The sequence below is a fragment of the Mesorhizobium sp. M1365 genome (assembly GCF_040317865.1).
Lineage (GTDB): Bacteria > Pseudomonadota > Alphaproteobacteria > Rhizobiales > Rhizobiaceae > Mesorhizobium.
In genome coordinates this window covers 25,493-41,570 of sequence record NZ_JAMYLG010000018.1, presented here as the reverse complement: position 1 = coordinate 41,570, position 16,078 = coordinate 25,493, and the positions used below count along the sequence as shown (strand labels likewise).

Genomic DNA, 16,078 nt, shown 5'->3' with positions numbered 1-16,078 from the left:
GGTCAAACGAGAAGTTTAAGAGATCCATGCTCATCACCTGCCCCTATTGCGGCCCCCGCGACGTGATCGAATTCACCTATCAGGGCGACGGCAACAGCCAGCGCCCACAGCCCGCCTCGCAGAACCTCGACGCCTGGAACGCCTATGTCTACGACCGGCTTAACCCGGCCGGCGACCACAATGAGATCTGGCAGCATTCCGGCGGCTGCCGCGCCCATCTCAGGGTCGTGCGCAACACGCTGACGCACGAGATCTCCAGCACCGCGTTCGCGCGCGGCGACCACAACTCGGTTGCGCGGCACCGGGCCGAGGACAAGCCATGAGCCCGCGCCGTACCGAGGCCGGCGGCCGCATCGACCGGCTGCGGACCATCCGTTTCACCTTCGACGGCGCGCCTTATACCGGCCATGCCGGGGACACGCTGGCTTCGGCGCTGCTGGCCAACGGCGTCACCCTGTTTGGGCGTTCGTTCAAATATCACCGCCCGCGCGGCGTGCTGACCGCCGGCGTCGAGGAACCGAACGCGCTGGTCACAGTGTTGAGGGGCGAGGTTCGCGAGCCGAACATCCCCGCCACAATGGTCGAAATTTATGACGGGCTGGCCGCAGTCAGCCAGAACCGCTTCCCTTCGCTTGCCTGGGACGTCAGTGCCGTGAACCAGCTCGGCGGCAAGCTTTTGTCGGCCGGCTTCTACTACAAAACCTTCATGGGACCGGTGATCGGTCCGCTGAAGGGCACTCGCTTCTGGATGTTCTGTGAGCATTTCATCCGCCGTGCCGCCGGCCTGGGCAAGGCAGGCACGGCTCCCGATACGGCGCGCTACGAACGCATGAACGCGTTTTGCGATGTGCTGGTAGTCGGCTCCGGCCCGGCGGGGCTGATGGCCGCCAGGGCGGCTGCCGATCAGGGTGCACGCGTCATCCTGGCCGAGCTCGAGCCGCATTTCGGCGGCTCGGCCAATTGGTCGGGCGAGACGATCGATGGCATGCCGGCCGCCGACTGGGCAGCGCGCGCCGCTGGCCAGCTCGAAGGCCGTGACAATGTCCGCCTGCTGCCGCGCACCACCGCCTGGGGCTATTATGACGGCAACACGCTTGCCGCGCTCGAACGTGTCACCGACCACAAGGAAACGCCCGGCAAGGGCGAATCGCGCCATCGCTACTGGACGATCCGCGCCAAGTCGGTGGTGCTGGCCACCGGATCCCTGGAGCGTCCGCTGGTCTTTCCAGGCAATGATCGGCCAGGCGTAATGCTGGCGCATGCTGCCGAGCGTTATGCCATTGAATATGGCGTGCTGCCCGGCGACAGGATCGGGCTGTTCACCAACAATGACAGCGCCTATCGCGCGGCCCTCGCGCTGAAGAAGGCCGGCGCCGTGGTCGTCGCCATCATCGACGTGCGCCCTGAGCTTTCGAGCGAAATACGCAAGCTGGCCGGCGAGACCGAGGCCGAGATCCTTTCTGGCCACGCGGTGATCGCCACCGAGGGCGGCAAGGCGCTTTCCGGCTTCAAGGTGCAGCGCTTCGACATGGTCAACGGCGCGCTTTCCGGCGATGCGCGCAGCATCCACGCCGATTGCCTATTGATGTCGGGCGGCTGGTCGCCGACCATTCATCTGGCCAGCCAGGCCGGAGCTAAAGCGGAATGGAACGAAGCATTGCAAGCGTTCCTGCCGCCCAAGCCGACGACACGGCAATGGATCGGCGCCGGCGCCTTCACCGGCAGTTTCTCCACCGCCGAGGCGATCGCCGAAGGTCGCGCCGCCGGTCTTTCCGCTGCGGGCGCAACCGCCACGCCGGCGGCCTTGCCTGCCGTCGAGGCAGCACCTGGCGATCCCGATCCGGCGCCGGTGTTCGAGATCAAGGCCGAAGGAAAAAGCTTCGTCGACTTCCAGCATGACGTGACGGCGGACGACGTGCGGCTGGCGCATCGCGAAGGCTTCGTCTCGGTCGAGCATCTGAAGCGCTACACCACGCTCGGCATGGCAACCGACCAGGGCAAGAGCTCCAACATACCCGGCCTCGCCATAATGGCCGAGGCGCTGGGCAAGCCGATCCCGCAGGTCGGCACAACGCGCTTTCGCCCGCCCTTTTCGGCGGTGTCGATCGGCTCGCTAGCCGCCGAACGCTTCGGCGATCTGAAGCCCGAGCGGCTGACGCCGATGCATGACTGGCACGTCGCCAATGGCGCCACCATGTATTCCGCCGGCCTGTGGTATCGGCCGATGATCTACGGCCATCCCGGCGAGACGATCGAGCAGGCCTATGTGCGCGAAGCGAGAGGCACGCGCGAGAGCGCCGGCATCGTCGATGTCTCGACATTGGGCAAGATCGCGGTGCAAGGCCCCGACGCGGCGGAATTCCTCGACCGCGTCTACACCAACGTGTTTTCGACGCTGGCCGTCGGCAAGGCGCGTTATGGGCTGATGCTGCGCGAGGACGGTCTCGCCTTTGACGACGGCACCACATGGCGGCTCGGCGAGCAGGATTTCCTGATGACCACCACCACCGCCAATGCCGGCAAGGTGATGCAGCATCTGGAATATTTCCTCGACGTGATCTGGCCGGAGCTGAAAGTCCACGTCGCCTCGGTCACCGACCAATGGGCCGGTGCCGCCATCGGTGGGCCGAAGGCAAGGCAGATACTGGCTGCTTGCGTCAGCGGCACCGCCGTCGACAATGCCGCCCTGCCCTTCATGGGCATCGTCCACGGCGAAATCGCCGGCGTGCCGGTGATGATCTGCCGGCTGTCCTTCTCCGGCGAAATGGCCTTCGAGGTCTATTCCGGCGCCGGCTACGGCACCCATGTCTGGGAGGCGCTGATCGAAGCCGGCAAGCCGTTCGGGCTGGTGACCTACGGGCTGGAGGCGCTGGGCACCATGCGCATCGAGAAAGGCCACGTCACCGGTGCCGAGATCGACGGCCGCACCACGGCACGCGACCTGCATCTCGACTGGATGCTGTCGAAGAAGAAGCCGTTCATCGGCTCGGCGATGATGGACCGCGAGGGGCTGATCGCGCCGGACCGCCTGGAACTCGTCGGTATTGTTTCGCTCGACAACCAGCCGCTCAACGGCGGCGGGCACATCGTCGAGGAGCTTGACGAAGCCAATCCGCACGGCTCGCTTGGCCACATCACCGCTTGCTGCTATTCGCCGGCGCTCGGTAAATATATCGCGCTTGCCCTGGTCAAGGGCGGCAAGGCGCGGCGCGGCACGCGCGCTTATGTCTCCGACCCGCTGCGCAACCGGTTCGGGCCGGTCGAGATCGTCTCCAACCATTTCTTCGATCCGGACGGGAGCCGCATGCATGGTTGAACGCCAATCACCGCTTGAGCCGGTGCTGCATCCGGGCTCGCATGGCAATTTCGAGCATGGTGTCGAAATCATCCTCTCCGAAACCAGGCCGGGTTCGATCCTGCAGCTCGCCGCCTGGCCCGGCGAGGAGAAGACGTTGATGGCCGGCATCCATGCGGTCACCGGCCTGGCTTTGCCCGACGGCGCCGGTGGCGGTGTGACGAACGGCGCCAGGTCGGTGTTCGGCTTTGCGCCGGGAAAGTTCACTGTGGTCGATGAAGCCGAGGGATTGGGGCCGGCCTTTGCCAGTGTCGTCACTTCGGCCATCGGTACGGTGACCGACCTTTCGCACGGCCGCACCGCGATCCGTATCGCCGGGCCGAAGGCCGAGTGGGTGCTGGCGAAATTCTTCGCCATCGACTTCGCGCTGCCGGCCTTCCCGATCGGCGCCGGCCGCTCGACCATGCATCACGACATCTTCGCGCAGATCCAGCGCACCGGCGCCGATCAGTTCGACATCTATGTGTTCCGCTCGTTTGCCCGCTCGTTCTGGAAAGCGCTCTGCCATGCGAGCGAGGAAGTCGGCTACGAAGTGCAGTAGAGCCGGACGGCGCTTCACGTCACTCCGCGAACGTCACCCACTCTTCCAGCGGCGCGCGGTCGGTGCGGAAGGCATTTTCGGGCTTGGACGTATCCTCATGGCCGAGCGCCATGCCGCAGACGACGATCTCCTCGTCGGGAATGTTGAGCACCGGCCTGATCTGCCGGTGATAGGGCGCGAAGGCGGCTTGCGGACAAGTGTGCAGGCCCCTGCCCCGCGCGGCGACCATGATGTTTTGCAGGAACATGCCGTAGTCGATCCACGACCCCTTGTTCAGCCGCCGGTCGACGGTGAAGATCATGCCGACCGGCGCGTCGAAGAAGACGAAGTTGCGGTCGTGCTGCGCACGCATCCTGTCGACCTCGCGCCGGCCGATGCCGAGCACGCCGTAGAGGCCGAAGCCGTTGGCGCGCCGTCGCGTCAGATAGGGTTCGAAGAACTGGTCGGGATAGTAGCGGTACTCGTCCCACTCGGCCTTTTCGGCGCGGATGCCCGAGCTGAGGATGGCATCGGTGATGCGCTGCTTGACCTCGCCCTTGGTCACATAGACTTTCCAGGGCTGCATGTTGGTGCCTGAGGGCGCGCGCGCGGCAACGGCGAGAATATCGCGGATGGTCTCGTCGTCGACCATATCGGGCAAGAAGGCGCGTACCGACCGCCGCGAGGTGATCGCGTCATCGACGATCGCCGCCGCAATCCGGGAGTTGTTTTCCAGCATGGGCCGTCCTTTTGCGTATGATCCCGAACCCGATTTTCCGGAAGGATCATGCGCCGACTAGAAGTGATGGAGCATCCTTGCGCGTCTTTTTGAACGCCCGATAGCCTACCCGCCTCGACCGGACGCCCCACTCGCCGCTCGTGCGCCGAGCCTTTGCCCGAACCGTCAAAATGGCGCAAGTAAATCTTGTGAGTGCGTGAAAATCCTCTTGATTTTTTCATGAACCCGCCATCAAATGAAATTTGCTGGGAATTTTTCACCGAGACAGGGATGGCTTTGCCCTCAACCGCCGCCAGATCGGAACAGGACAGCGGCGAACGGCTGCTGGCCGGCGACATCCGCGCGTTGCGCAAGGCGCGCGGCCTAACGCTTGCTGAAATCGCACTGAAGCTCGGCCGTTCCGTCGGCTGGGTCAGCCAGGTCGAGCGCGGTCTGTCGGTCCCGTCGCTCGGCGATCTCAGGGCCTTCGCCGAATTGTTCGGCGTGCCGGTCAGCCTGTTCTTCAGCCATGACGTACCTGTCGAGACCGAGCGCGGCGTGGTCGTGCGCGCCGGCAACCGGCGCACGCTTGGCACAAGCGATTCTGGCCTGGTGGAGGAGCTTCTGTCGCCCGATCTCGGCGGTAGCTTCGAGATGCTGCGTTCGGTCTTCGCCCCGGGTGCCGAGCTGAGCACCGAGGCGCGCCGGCCGACCGAGGAAGCCGGCTACGTCGCTTCCGGCAGTTTCGATATCGAAATTGCCGGCGTCTGGCACCGGCTTGGCGAAGGCGATTCCTTCCGCTTCGACGGCAAGCCGTTCCGCTGGCGCAATCCTGGAGCGGAACCGGCTGTGGTGATCTGGGTGGTTTCGCCGCCTGTCTATTGAACGAATGCATGTCGCCCAAAAGTGCGTGGCGGTTTTGGGACAACGACATGCATCAAAACAAATAGTCGGAGAAGAACATGGCCGGTTTGCCGACCACGGCACGCGTTGTGATCATCGGAGGTGGTGCCGTCGGCACCTCCTCGCTCTACCATCTCGCCAAGGCGGGCTGGACCGACTGCGTGCTTCTGGAGAAGAACGAGCTGACCTCCGGCTCGACCTGGCATGCCGCCGGCAACGTGCCGACTTTCTCCTCGTCATGGTCGCTGATGAACATGCAGCGTTATTCGACCGAGCTCTATCGCCGGCTGGCCGACGAGGTCGGCTATCCCATGAACTACCACGTCACCGGCTCGCTCAGGCTAGCCCATAGCGCGGAGCGCATGCAGGAATTCCAGCGCGCCAAGGGCATGGGCCGTTACCAGGGCATGGATATCGACGTGTTCGGGCTCGACGAGATCAAGCGCCGTTACCCCTTCATCGAGACGCATGAGCTGAAAGGCGCGCTCTACGATCCGAATGATGGCGATATCGATCCAGCGCAATTGACCCAGGCACTGGCCAAGGGCGCGCGTGACATGGGCGCGAAGATCATCCGCTTCTGTCCGGTCACCGGCGTGCGCCGCGACAACGACGAGTGGGTGGTCGAGACAACGCAAGGCGAGATCCGCTGCGAGATCGTCGTCAACGCCGCCGGCTACCGCGCCGCCGAGGTCGGCAGGATGTTCGGCCGCGAGGTGCCGATGATGGTGATGAGCCATCAATACATCCTGTTTGAGGAAATCCCCGAACTGGCCGCATGGTCGAAGGAGCAGGGCAAGAAGCTGCCGCTGCTGCGCGACGTCGATACGTCCTATTATCTGCGCCAGGAAAAGAACGGCATGAATCTCGGCCCCTATGAGCGCAATTGCCGCGCCCACTGGGTCGGCCACAACGACCCAATGCCCGACGACTTTTCGTTCCAGCTGTTTCCCGACGATCTCGACCGGCTGGAACATTACCTGGCCGATGCTGTCGCCCGCGTGCCGATCCTCGGCACCGCCGGCCTGTCCAAGGTCATCAACGGGCCGATCCCCTATGCGCCGGACGGCAACCCGCTGATCGGCCCGATGCCCGGCGTGCCCAACGCCTTCGAGGCCTGCGTCTTTACCTTCGGCATCGCCCAGGGCGGCGGCGCCGGCAAGGTGCTGGCCGAATGGGTGACCGAGGGCCAGACCGAATGGGATATGTGGTCCTGCGATCCGCGCCGTTTCACCGCCTTCGCCTCGGCTCCGGATTATTGCGTTGCCAAGGGCATGGAAATCTACGGCAACGAATACGCCATCCAGTTCCCGCGCCATGCCTGGCCGGCCGGGCGCGACCGCAAGCTGTCGCCGCTCCACGACCGCATCAAGGCACTCGGCGCTCGGTTCGACGCTTATAATGGCTGGGAACGCGCCACCTGGTATGCCAAGCCAGGCGACGACATCTCCGAAGAATCCACGCTGACCTTCCGCCGCGACGGGCCGTGGCAGCATCGTGTGCGCGAGGAATGCCTCGCCGTGCGCGATGCCGCCGGCATTCTGGACCTGCCGGGGTTTTCCCGTTTCAATCTCGATGGTCCGGGTGCCGCCGAATGGCTGAGCCTCCAGGTGACAGGCCTGGTGCCGAAACCCGGCCGCATCGGCCTCGTCTATTTTGCCGACGACAAGGGCCGCATCGTCACCGAAATGTCGGTGGTCCGCCACGACGAGAACCTGATGACGCTGATCACCGCCGCGGTGGCTCAGTGGCATGATTTCGAATGGCTGAAATCGCGCATCCCGAAGGACGCCACTTTCAAGCTGGTCGACCGGACGGAGGAATACTCCACCCAGATCCTCGCCGGCCCCAACTCGCGAAAAATCCTCGCCGAACTCTGCGCGGCCGACCTCACCCTGCCCTGGCTGACGCATCAGGAAACCAGTATCGCCGGACGTTGGGCAAAGCTGGTGCGCGTGTCCTTCGCGGGCGAGCTCGGCTGGGAAATCCACAGCAAGGTCGACGATACCGCAGCCATCTTCGACGCCGTCTGGGCGGCCGGGAAGAGGCATAGACTAAAACCGTTCGGCATGTACGCGCTGGATTCGCTGCGGCTCGAAAAAGGTTACCGCACCTGGAAGGGCGACCTGTCGACCGACTATTCGATCCTGCAGGGCGGGCTGGAGCGCTTCGTCAGATGGGACAAGCCCGACTTCCGAGGCAAGGCGGCGCTGCAGAACGAGAAGCAGCAGGGCGTAAAGAAACACTTCGTCACGCTGGTCGTCGAAAACCCCGGCGACTGCGATGCGCCCTACATGTCGACGCTGTGGCATGATGGCCGCATCGTCGGCGAGACGACATCCGGCGGCTGGGGTCATCGCATCGACAAGTCGATCGCGCTCGGCATGCTGCGCGCCGACCTCACCGAGCCGGGAACCGCGGTCGAGATCGAGATCTTCGGCGAACGTTTTCGGGCGATCGTGCAGAAGGATGAGCCGTTATGGGATCCAAAGAACGAGAGGCTCAGAGCATGAAGACTGTTATCCTCACCGATGGCGGCATGGGCCAGGAGCTGGTCCGCCGTAGCAGTTCCGAGCCGACGCCGCTGTGGTCGGCCAGGGTGCTGATCGACGAACCGGATCTGGTGCGCGACCTGCATGCGGAATTCATCCGCGCCGGCGCCCGCGTCATCACCATCAACACCTATTCAGCCACGCCGGAACGGCTGGCACGCGAAGGCGCGCAAGAGCTGTTCAAGCCCCTGCAGAAGCGCGGCATCGAACTGGCAAGGCAAGCCCGCGACCAGGCTGGCGACGCGGCGATCGCCGGCTGCCTGTCGCCGCTGTTCGGTAGCTATGCGCCGGCGCTGACGATATCCTTCCAGGATACGCTCGACATCTATCGCCGTATCGTTGCCGAGCAGGCGGGCGGCGTCGATCTGTTTCTGTGCGAAACCATGGCGTCGGCCGAAGAGGCGCGCGCCGCCGTCACCGCGGCGTCGGAAAGCGGCAAGCCCGTATGGGTGTCGTGGACGCTTGCCGACCACGGCACGCCGCGCCTGCGCAGCGGCGAAGCCATTGCGGCGGCGTCGGGCGCTCTTGCCGGCCTGCCCGTCGCGGCCCGGCTGATCAATTGCTGCCGGCCCGAAGCGATCGCTGCAGCGCTGCCCGAACTGATCGCTCTCGGCGGTCCGGTCGGCGCTTATGCCAACGGCTTCACCTCGATTGAGGCGCTCAAGCATGGCGGTACGGTGGAAGTGCTGCACGCCCGCCACGACCTCGATCCGGATGCCTATGCCGGCCAGGCGGTCGATTGGGTCGAGGCCGGCGCCGGCATCGTCGGCGGCTGCTGCGAAGTCGGACCGGCCCACATCGCCGCGCTGCGCGACCGGCTCGAACAGGCCGGTTATGAAATTTCGGGAGCAGCATAATGACCAGGCCATCATCGCGCATTTCCGGCATCGTGCCTTCGGGCAAGGATGGCTGGGAGGTTCATTCCGCTGCCTGGGCGCGCAAGCAGGCCGGCGAGGACATCATCATGCTGTCGGTCGGCGACCATGATTTCGACACGCCGAGCGAGACGATCGAAGCCTGCGTGACGGCGGTTCGCGCCAGCAATCACCACTACACCCCGCTTGCCGGCGTTCCGCGCCTGCGCAAGGCGATGGCGGCGGCCTCGACGCGGTGCACCGGGGTTGCGACAAATCCCGACCAGGTCATCGCCACCCCGGGCGGGCAGGCCGCGCTTTACGCGGCCATACAAGCGGTTCTCGACCAGGGCGACCATGCCATCGTCGTCGCGCCCTATTACGCCACCTATCCCAACACCTTCAGTGCGGCGGGCGCCGAGTTCAGCGTCGTCGAGACCCCCGCCGAGGATGGCTTTCAGCCGCGGGCCGCCGACATCCGCGCCGCCCTTCGGCCGAACACCCGCGCCATCCTGATCAACACGCCGAACAATCCCACGGGCGCCGTCTATTCGCGCGAGCGCCTGGAAGAGCTGGCGCAGATCTGCCGCGAACATGACCTCTGGCTGCTGTCGGACGAGGTCTACTGGACGCTGGGCGGCGGCGAGCACGTCTCACCACGCTCGCTGCCCGGCATGGCCGAACGCACGCTGGTCATCAATTCGATGTCCAAGAGCCACGGCATGACCGGCTGGCGCATGGGCTGGCTGACCGGGCCGGAACCGATGGTCTCGCTGCTGACCGACCTCAATCTGGTGATGACCTACGGCCTGCCGGCCTTCATCAGCCTCGCCTGCGCCGAGGCGCTCGAAAATGGCTACGGCGTCAAGGAGATCGCCGAGCGCTACGCCGCGAGGCGCACCGTCGTCCTCGATGCCATGCGCGGTATGAACAACATCACCGTGCGCGGCTCCGAAGGCGGCATGTACGTCATGCTCGACATATCGGCGATCGAGCCGGACGACGAAAAATTCGCCTGGGCCTTCCTCGACCAGGAAAAGGTCGGCGTCATGCCCGGCTCAAGCTTCGGCGAGGCCGCCGCCGGCCACATCCGCTTCAGCCTCTGCCAGCCTGAGCCGGTACTGATGGAGGCTGCCACGCGCCTGCGCCGCTTTGCCTCCAGCTATGGTCGCGAGGCCGCATGAACGCCTCGCCCACCAAAACCATTCCGACCAAGGTCATTCCTCCCAAAGCGAGGGCGGTCATCATCGGTGGCGGCGTCTCCGGCTGCTCGGTCGCCTATCATCTGGCCAAGCTCGGCTGGACCGATATCGTGCTGCTCGAGCGCAAGCAGCTGACGTCGGGCACGACATGGCACGCCGCCGGCCTGATCGGCCAGCTGCGCGGCTCGCAGAACATGACGCGGCTGGCGAAGTACTCGGCCGACCTCTACGTCAAGCTGGAGGCCGAGACCGATGTCGGCACCGGCATGCGCCAGGTCGGCTCGATCACGGTGGCGTTGACCGAGGAGCGCAAGCACGAGATCTATCGGCAGGCATCTCTCGCCCGCGCCTTCGATGTCGACGTGCGCGAGATTTCGCCCAACGAAGTCAAGCAGATGTACCCGCATCTCAATGTTTCCGATGTGGTCGGCGCCGTGCACCTGCCGCTCGACGGCCAGTGCGATCCGGCCAATATCGCCATGGCGTTGGCCAAGGGCGCGCGCCAGCGCGGTGCGACGATCGTCGAGAACGTCAAGGTGACCAAGGTGCATACCAGGGCCGGCCGCGTCACCGGCGTTTCCTGGGTGCAGGGCGACGAGCAAGGCCTGATCGAGGCCGATATCGTCGTCAACTGCGCCGGCATGTGGGCACGCGAACTTGGCGCCCAGAACGGCGTCACCATCCCGTTGCACGCCTGCGAACATTTCTATCTCGTCACGGAACCGATCCCCGGGCTTTCCCGCTTGCCGGTGCTGCGCGTGCCGGACGAGTGCGCCTACTACAAGGAAGATGCCGGCAAGATGATGCTCGGCGCTTTCGAGCCGGTGGCCAAGCCCTGGGGCATGAACGGCATAAGCGAGGATTTCTGCTTCGACCAGTTGCCGCAGGACATGGACCATTTCGAGCCGATCCTGGAAATGGGCGTCAACCGCATGCCGATGCTGGCCACCGCCGGCATCCACACCTTCTTCAACGGCCCCGAGAGTTTTACCCCCGACGATCGCTATTATCTCGGCGAGGCGCCGGAGCTTTCCGGCTACTGGATGGCGACCGGCTACAATTCGATCGGCATCGTCTCCTCCGGTGGCGCCGGCATGGCGCTGGCGCAATGGATCAATGACGGCGAGGCGCCCTTCGACCTCTGGGAGGTCGACATCCGCCGCGCCCAGCCGTTCCAGAAGAACCGCCGCTATCTCAAGGAGCGCGTCTCCGAAACGCTCGGCCTGCTCTATGCCGATCATTTTCCGTACCGGCAGATGGCAACCTCGCGAAACGTCCGCCGTTCGCCGCTGCACGAACATCTGAAGGCGCGCGGCGCGGTGTTCGGCGAGGTCGCCGGCTGGGAGCGCGCCAACTGGTTTGCGCGGGAGGGCCAGGAGCGCGAATACCGCTATTCCTGGAAACGGCAGAACTGGTTCGACAACCAGCGCGAGGAGCATCTGGCGGTCCGAAACGGCGTCGGCCTGTTCGACATGACCTCGTTCGGCAAGATCCGCGTCGAGGGCCGCGACGCCTGCGCTTTCCTGCAAAGGCTCTGCGCCAACGACATCGACGTGGCGCCGGGCAAGATCGTCTACACCCAGATGCTCAACCAGCGCGGCGGCATAGAGAGCGACCTCACCGTCTCGCGGCTATCCGAAACAGCCTTCTTGCTCGTCGTGCCCGGCGCCACGCTGCAGCGCGACCTGGCCTGGCTGCGAAAACACCTTGCCGACGAGTTCGTCGTCATCACCGATGTGACCGCTGCCGAAGCCGTGCTTTGCCTGATGGGCCCGGATTCGAGGAAGCTGATCCAAAAGGTCAGCCCCAACGATTTCTCCAACGGGAACAATCCGTTCGGCACGTTTCAGGAGATCGAAATCGGCATGGGCCTGGCCCGCGCCCACCGCGTCACCTATGTCGGCGAGCTCGGCTGGGAGCTTTATCTCTCGACCGACCAGGCCGCCCACGTCTTCGAGGCGATAGAAGAAGCCGGCGCCGACGTCGGCCTGAAGCTATGCGGCCTGCACACACTGGATTCCTGCCGAATCGAAAAGGCGTTCAGGCATTTCGGCCACGACATCACCGACGAGGACAATGTGCTGGAGGCCGGGCTGGGTTTCGCGGTGAAGACTGCCAAGAGAGACTTCCTCGGCCGCGATGCGGTGCTGAAGAAGAAAGAAACCGGCCTGTCACGCCGGCTGGTGCAGTTCCGCCTGAACGACACCGAGCCGCTGCTCTTCCACAATGAGGCGATCCTGCGCGACGGCAAGATCGTCGGTCCGATCACCTCGGGCAATTACGGTCATCATCTCGGCGGCGCGATCGGGCTTGGCTACGTGCCTTGCAAGGGCGAGAGCGAGGCGGATGTCCTGTCGTCGTCCTACGAGATCGAGATCGCCGGCGAGCGCTTTGCCGCCGAGGCCTCGCTCAAGCCGATGTACGATCCGAAGTCGGAACGGGTGCGGATGTAGCGCACCTCAGAACGCGTCGATCCTGGCCGCGACCTTCGCCACGAACCTCGTCCGACTGCCCTCTGTCGACAGGTTCATCGAGTAATGCGCAAGGTAGGAAACCGACCCGCCGGGCTTGATCGTCGCACGCAGCACCCGCTTGACCAGCTTGCGCGGCGGGTCACCCATCAGCATGGCTCGGAACCGGCTGCCGCCATAGGTCGTGACCGCGACCACCTTGCGGATGTTGTGCAGTGACGGCTGCACCTTGCCGTCGACCAGCTTGAACGACACGCCGGGCAGGAAGACGCGATCGAAAAAGCCTTTCAGAATGGCCGGATAGCCGAAGTTCCACACCGGAAACGACAGCACCAGCGCCTCGGCCCGCAACAGGCGCTCGACATAAGGCGCCGCCGGATCGCCGGCACTGCGCGCGTCGTGATAGGACAGCCGCTCGGCGTGCGTCAGCCTGGGATCGAAACCCTCGGCATAGAGATCGCAATCGTCGACCACATGGCCGGCCGCTTTCAGCCGCTCGACGATGGTCCGGTGCAGGCCGGCATTGAAGCTGGTCTCCACAGGATGAGCATAGAGGACGAGGACGTTCACAGGAGAACATCTCGCAAGTCGGCACCAAGCACCCCCCTCTGCCCTGCCGGGCATCTCCCCCTCAAGTGGGGAGATCGGCTGTCAGTATCGCGTTCGCCACTCGACGACGTTGGAAGATGGTCGAGACGATGGAACTGCCAATCTCCCCCCTTGCGGGGGAGATGCCAAGTGGTGGCAAAGAGGGCAGGCCAGAGGGGGATACAGCGCCACACGCCCGTCATCGTCTCAACCCGCCTTCTCCAGCCCCTTGAACAGGAACGACTTGCCCGAGCGATAATCATAGTCCGGGTTTTCCCAGGCGATCATCTTGCCCGGATTGAGCAGCCCTTGCGGGTCGGTTTCGCGCTTGAAGGCGAGCTGCACCTCGTCGGTGCGCTTCATGCCGCCTTCTTCCAGCGTGTAGCGGTGCGGGTTGAAGATCCAGCAGCCATTGTCCTCGTGGATGCGGATGATCTCGTCGAGCCGCTCCGCCGTGGTGAAGCGCACCAGCGGCAGCCCTGCAATGCCGATTGCGCCGTCGAAGCGGATGAATTCGAGATGCGCCGGCACCTCGTCGCCGAAGCGGTCGACCATCGCCTTGACGTGGCCGAGGTGGTCCGGCGACGGGTAGCGGGTCTGCAGGTAGGTGATCGTCGGATCGACCCGGATGGCACGCAGCGTCGTGTGGTTCCAGGTCAGCTCATAGGCCGGCGGCAATCCCTTGAGATCGGCCTCCTTGTCGGCGCGGAAGACGATCTCGCCCTTGCTGCGCGCCGTGAAGGCGAGGAAGGCATCCATAGCATGCGGTGCGATCATCAGGACGACGATGCTTTGGCCGCGCCGGAAAAACCGCTGGTGGCGCTTGAAGTAATCGTAGGGGATCGGTGCTGCGATCGGCGTGACCAGTTTTGCCAGTATGCCGTCCTGGATGGCGAGGTCGTTGCCGAAGCCGGCCGCATCCATGAAATCGTCGAAGCCGACGATGACGTCGATCCAGTCATAGCTGGCGGTCAGCGGCATCTCGACTTCGGTGATGATGCCGTTGGTGCCGTAGGCGTGCATGACCTTCAGCACGTCCTCGCCGGTGAGCTCCATGACCCGCGGCCGTGCCTCCATCGTCACGGTCCTCAGCCGGATGACGTTGCCGAGGTCGCGCAGTCCGCCCCAGCGGATCGAGCCGATACCGCCGGAGCCGCCGGCGACGAAGCCGCCGATCGATGCCGTGTTGTAGGTCGACGGCGACATGCGGAGCTCCTGGCCGGAATGCGCCCGCGTCGCTCTGTCGATGTCGGCGAGCACGGCGCCGGGGCCGGTGACGACACGGCCGGGGGCAATCGTCTTGACCGCGTTCATCTCGGCGAGATTGAGCACGACGCCGCCGGACAAGGGCATCGCTTGGCCGTAGTTCCCGGTGCCGCTGCCGCGCGGCGTCACCGGGACGCCATGCCGGTGGCAGGCGGCGAGAATGCGGACGACCTCGTCTTCGGTTTTCGGCGTCACGATCAGGTCACCGGTGACGTGTTCGAGCTGCTGCTTCAGCACCGGGCTGTACCAGTAGAAGTCGCGGCTCTTCTGCTGGACGATCGCCGGATGGTCGTCGATCTTCAAACCGTCCAGGTCGCGCTTGAGCGCCGCAATATCCATCATTCCACCATCAGATCATCGAGTTCGGCATAATCGGGCGGCTGGCGCTCGATCGCATGCCCGTCGCGCACGACGATGCGATCCGATTCGGGCCGTGACAGCAATTCCGTCCAGCTCCGCCCCTTGAAGACGACGAAATCGGCCGGCGCTCCGGCGGCAAGCGTGCCGAAACCATCGAGCCGCATCACCTTGGCCGGCGTCGCGGTCACCGCCTGCGGCCAGTCGGCGACGGGATGGTCGAGATGCAGGATGCGCGTCGCCATGCGGTAGACCTCCAGCATGTCGAGATCGCCATAGGCGTAGAACGGGTCGCGCGTATTGTCGGAGGCGACGGCGACGGCAATGCCGCGCGCCTTCATCTCGTGCAGCAGCGTCACCCCGCGCCAGCGCGGCGTTGTCCTGTCGCCTCGCCGGTCCTGCAGATAGAGATTGCACATCGGCAGCGACACCACCGCCAGGCCCGCCTTGGCGACCTTGTCCAGGGTGTCGAGCACGTCGAGATCGGGCTGGCGCGCCAGCGAGCAGCAATGGCCGACCAGGATGTTCCCGTCAAAACCGTTCCAAAGGGCGGCTTCGGCGATTTTCTTCAGCGAGATCGCCGAGACATCGTCGGTCTCGTCGGCATGGAAATCGAGGTCGAGGCCATGCTTGATCGCCTGCGCAAACACCTGGTCGAGCAATTCTTCGAGATCCGGCACCATGTAGGTGACGACGCCGAGGACACCCTTGGCGGCAGCCACCCGTTTGGCCAGCCTCTCGAACCATTTCCTGTCGCGCACGCCCTCGATGCCGAGCAGGCAGGCTGCCTGCAGCTCGATGCGGCCGCGCCATTTCTCCCGCATCGTCTCGAACACCGGCCAGGAGATCTCTTCCTGCGGCGCGACGCTGTCGAGATGCGTGCGCAGCGCCCTGGTGCCGTGCGCGTAGGCGCAGCGCAGCGAAAAATCCATGCGGCGGGCAACGTCGTCGGCGCTCCAGCGCGCCGCGCGGTCGGCGCCGGTGGCGTTCAAAGCGCCCATGAAGGTGCCGTCCGGGTTGGGCTTTCGGGGCCAGATATGGCCCTTGTCGATATGGGTGTGGCAGTCGACAAAGCACGGCAGCACGATGCGGCCGCCGAGGTCGGTGGCGTCCGCCGGTGCGTTGGATCGATGCGCCGTAATCCCGGAGATCTTGCCATCGGCGACGGCAATGTCCGCGAGCGCAAATCCGTCGGCGTCAAAGGCAGCCGCAAGCCCCGGCGTCAGCGACGCGTGAAGCCGGACGTTGGAAAGATGGTAGGAACCAGAAGCCGGTATCAAGGCGGCGCTGCT

The 16,078-nt window shown here is 64.8% G+C and carries 12 protein-coding genes; 8 read left to right on the top strand and 4 right to left on the bottom strand.

Going from position 1 to position 16,078, the window contains the following annotated elements:
- Nucleotides 1-26 precede the first annotated feature (26 nt).
- The 3 genes from NKH04_RS19735 to NKH04_RS19725 are packed head-to-tail and all read left to right on the top strand — an operon-like array spanning nt 27 to nt 3,896.
- Complete coding sequence (locus NKH04_RS19735; RefSeq protein WP_353044803.1) at nt 27-323, top strand: sarcosine oxidase subunit delta; 297 nt, start codon at nt 27-29, stop codon at nt 321-323.
- Complete coding sequence (locus tag NKH04_RS19730; protein WP_353044802.1) at nt 320-3,316, top strand: sarcosine oxidase subunit alpha; 2,997 nt, start codon at nt 320-322, stop codon at nt 3,314-3,316. Before NKH04_RS19735 ends, NKH04_RS19730 begins: the two co-directional genes overlap by 4 nt.
- On the top strand, nt 3,309-3,896 hold the full coding sequence (locus NKH04_RS19725) for a sarcosine oxidase subunit gamma (RefSeq protein WP_352766931.1): 588 nt from the start codon (nt 3,309-3,311) through the stop codon (nt 3,894-3,896). The genes NKH04_RS19730 and NKH04_RS19725 overlap by 8 nt, the downstream gene beginning before the upstream one ends.
- Nucleotides 3,897-3,915: 19 nt before the next feature.
- On the opposite strand, the gene NKH04_RS19720 is transcribed toward NKH04_RS19725, so the two are convergent.
- On the bottom strand, nt 3,916-4,614 hold the full coding sequence (locus tag NKH04_RS19720) for a nitroreductase (protein WP_352452121.1): 699 nt from the start codon (nt 4,612-4,614) through the stop codon (nt 3,916-3,918).
- 270 nt (nt 4,615-4,884) lie between these two features.
- Between NKH04_RS19720 and NKH04_RS19715 the strand changes: the two genes are divergently transcribed.
- The 5 genes from NKH04_RS19715 (at nt 4,885) to NKH04_RS19695 (ending at nt 12,557) form a co-directional block, all read left to right on the top strand.
- Complete coding sequence (locus NKH04_RS19715; RefSeq protein WP_352470272.1) at nt 4,885-5,478, top strand: helix-turn-helix domain-containing protein; 594 nt, start codon at nt 4,885-4,887, stop codon at nt 5,476-5,478.
- Nucleotides 5,479-5,555: 77 nt separating this feature from the next.
- Nucleotides 5,556-8,009 carry a GcvT family protein gene (locus NKH04_RS19710; RefSeq protein WP_353044801.1) on the top strand — a complete coding sequence of 818 codons (2,454 nt, stop codon included), beginning with the start codon at nt 5,556-5,558 and terminating at the stop codon, nt 8,007-8,009.
- Nucleotides 8,006-8,905, top strand: coding sequence for a homocysteine S-methyltransferase family protein (locus NKH04_RS19705; protein ID WP_353044800.1), 900 nt, complete (start codon nt 8,006-8,008; stop codon nt 8,903-8,905). The genes NKH04_RS19710 and NKH04_RS19705 overlap by 4 nt, the downstream gene beginning before the upstream one ends.
- Nucleotides 8,905-10,086, top strand: coding sequence for a pyridoxal phosphate-dependent aminotransferase (locus tag NKH04_RS19700; protein WP_353044799.1), 1,182 nt, complete (start codon nt 8,905-8,907; stop codon nt 10,084-10,086). Before NKH04_RS19705 ends, NKH04_RS19700 begins: the two co-directional genes overlap by 1 nt.
- Nucleotides 10,083-12,557, top strand: coding sequence for a GcvT family protein (locus NKH04_RS19695; protein ID WP_353044798.1), 2,475 nt, complete (start codon nt 10,083-10,085; stop codon nt 12,555-12,557). The genes NKH04_RS19700 and NKH04_RS19695 overlap by 4 nt, the downstream gene beginning before the upstream one ends.
- 6 nt (nt 12,558-12,563) lie before the next feature.
- On the opposite strand, the gene NKH04_RS19690 is transcribed toward NKH04_RS19695, so the two are convergent.
- The 3 genes from NKH04_RS19690 to NKH04_RS19680 form a co-directional block, all read right to left on the bottom strand.
- Nucleotides 12,564-13,145 carry an NAD(P)H-dependent oxidoreductase gene (locus NKH04_RS19690; protein ID WP_353044797.1) on the bottom strand — a complete coding sequence of 194 codons (582 nt, stop codon included), beginning with the start codon at nt 13,143-13,145 and terminating at the stop codon, nt 12,564-12,566.
- Nucleotides 13,146-13,370: 225 nt separating this feature from the next.
- The gene (locus NKH04_RS19685; protein ID WP_502904268.1) at nt 13,371-14,771 is read right to left on the bottom strand and encodes an FAD-binding oxidoreductase; all 1,401 of its coding nucleotides are present in this window, start codon (nt 14,769-14,771) and stop codon (nt 13,371-13,373) included.
- Nucleotides 14,768-16,066, bottom strand: coding sequence for a cytosine deaminase (locus tag NKH04_RS19680; protein ID WP_353044821.1), 1,299 nt, complete (start codon nt 16,064-16,066; stop codon nt 14,768-14,770). Before NKH04_RS19680 ends, NKH04_RS19685 begins: the two co-directional genes overlap by 4 nt.
- Between the last annotated feature and the right edge of the window lie 12 nt (nt 16,067-16,078).

Bases quoted from the DNA above. Each gene is read 5' to 3' on its own strand.
- NKH04_RS19695 (WP_353044798.1), top strand. From the start codon at position 10,083: ATGAACGCCTCGCCCACCAAAACCATTCCGACCAAGGTCATTCCTCCC.
- NKH04_RS19735 (WP_353044803.1), top strand. From the start codon at position 27: ATGCTCATCACCTGCCCCTATTGCGGCCCCCGCGACGTGATCGAATTC.
- NKH04_RS19725 (WP_352766931.1), top strand. From the start codon at position 3,309: ATGGTTGAACGCCAATCACCGCTTGAGCCGGTGCTGCATCCGGGCTCG.
- NKH04_RS19685 (WP_502904268.1), bottom strand. From the start codon at position 14,771: ATGATGGATATTGCGGCGCTCAAGCGCGACCTGGACGGTTTGAAGATC.
- NKH04_RS19720 (WP_352452121.1), bottom strand. From the start codon at position 4,614: ATGCTGGAAAACAACTCCCGGATTGCGGCGGCGATCGTCGATGACGCG.
- NKH04_RS19715 (WP_352470272.1), top strand. From the start codon at position 4,885: ATGGCTTTGCCCTCAACCGCCGCCAGATCGGAACAGGACAGCGGCGAA.
- NKH04_RS19730 (WP_353044802.1), top strand. From the start codon at position 320: ATGAGCCCGCGCCGTACCGAGGCCGGCGGCCGCATCGACCGGCTGCGG.
- NKH04_RS19705 (WP_353044800.1), top strand. From the start codon at position 8,006: ATGAAGACTGTTATCCTCACCGATGGCGGCATGGGCCAGGAGCTGGTC.
- NKH04_RS19700 (WP_353044799.1), top strand. From the start codon at position 8,905: ATGACCAGGCCATCATCGCGCATTTCCGGCATCGTGCCTTCGGGCAAG.
- NKH04_RS19710 (WP_353044801.1), top strand. From the start codon at position 5,556: ATGGCCGGTTTGCCGACCACGGCACGCGTTGTGATCATCGGAGGTGGT.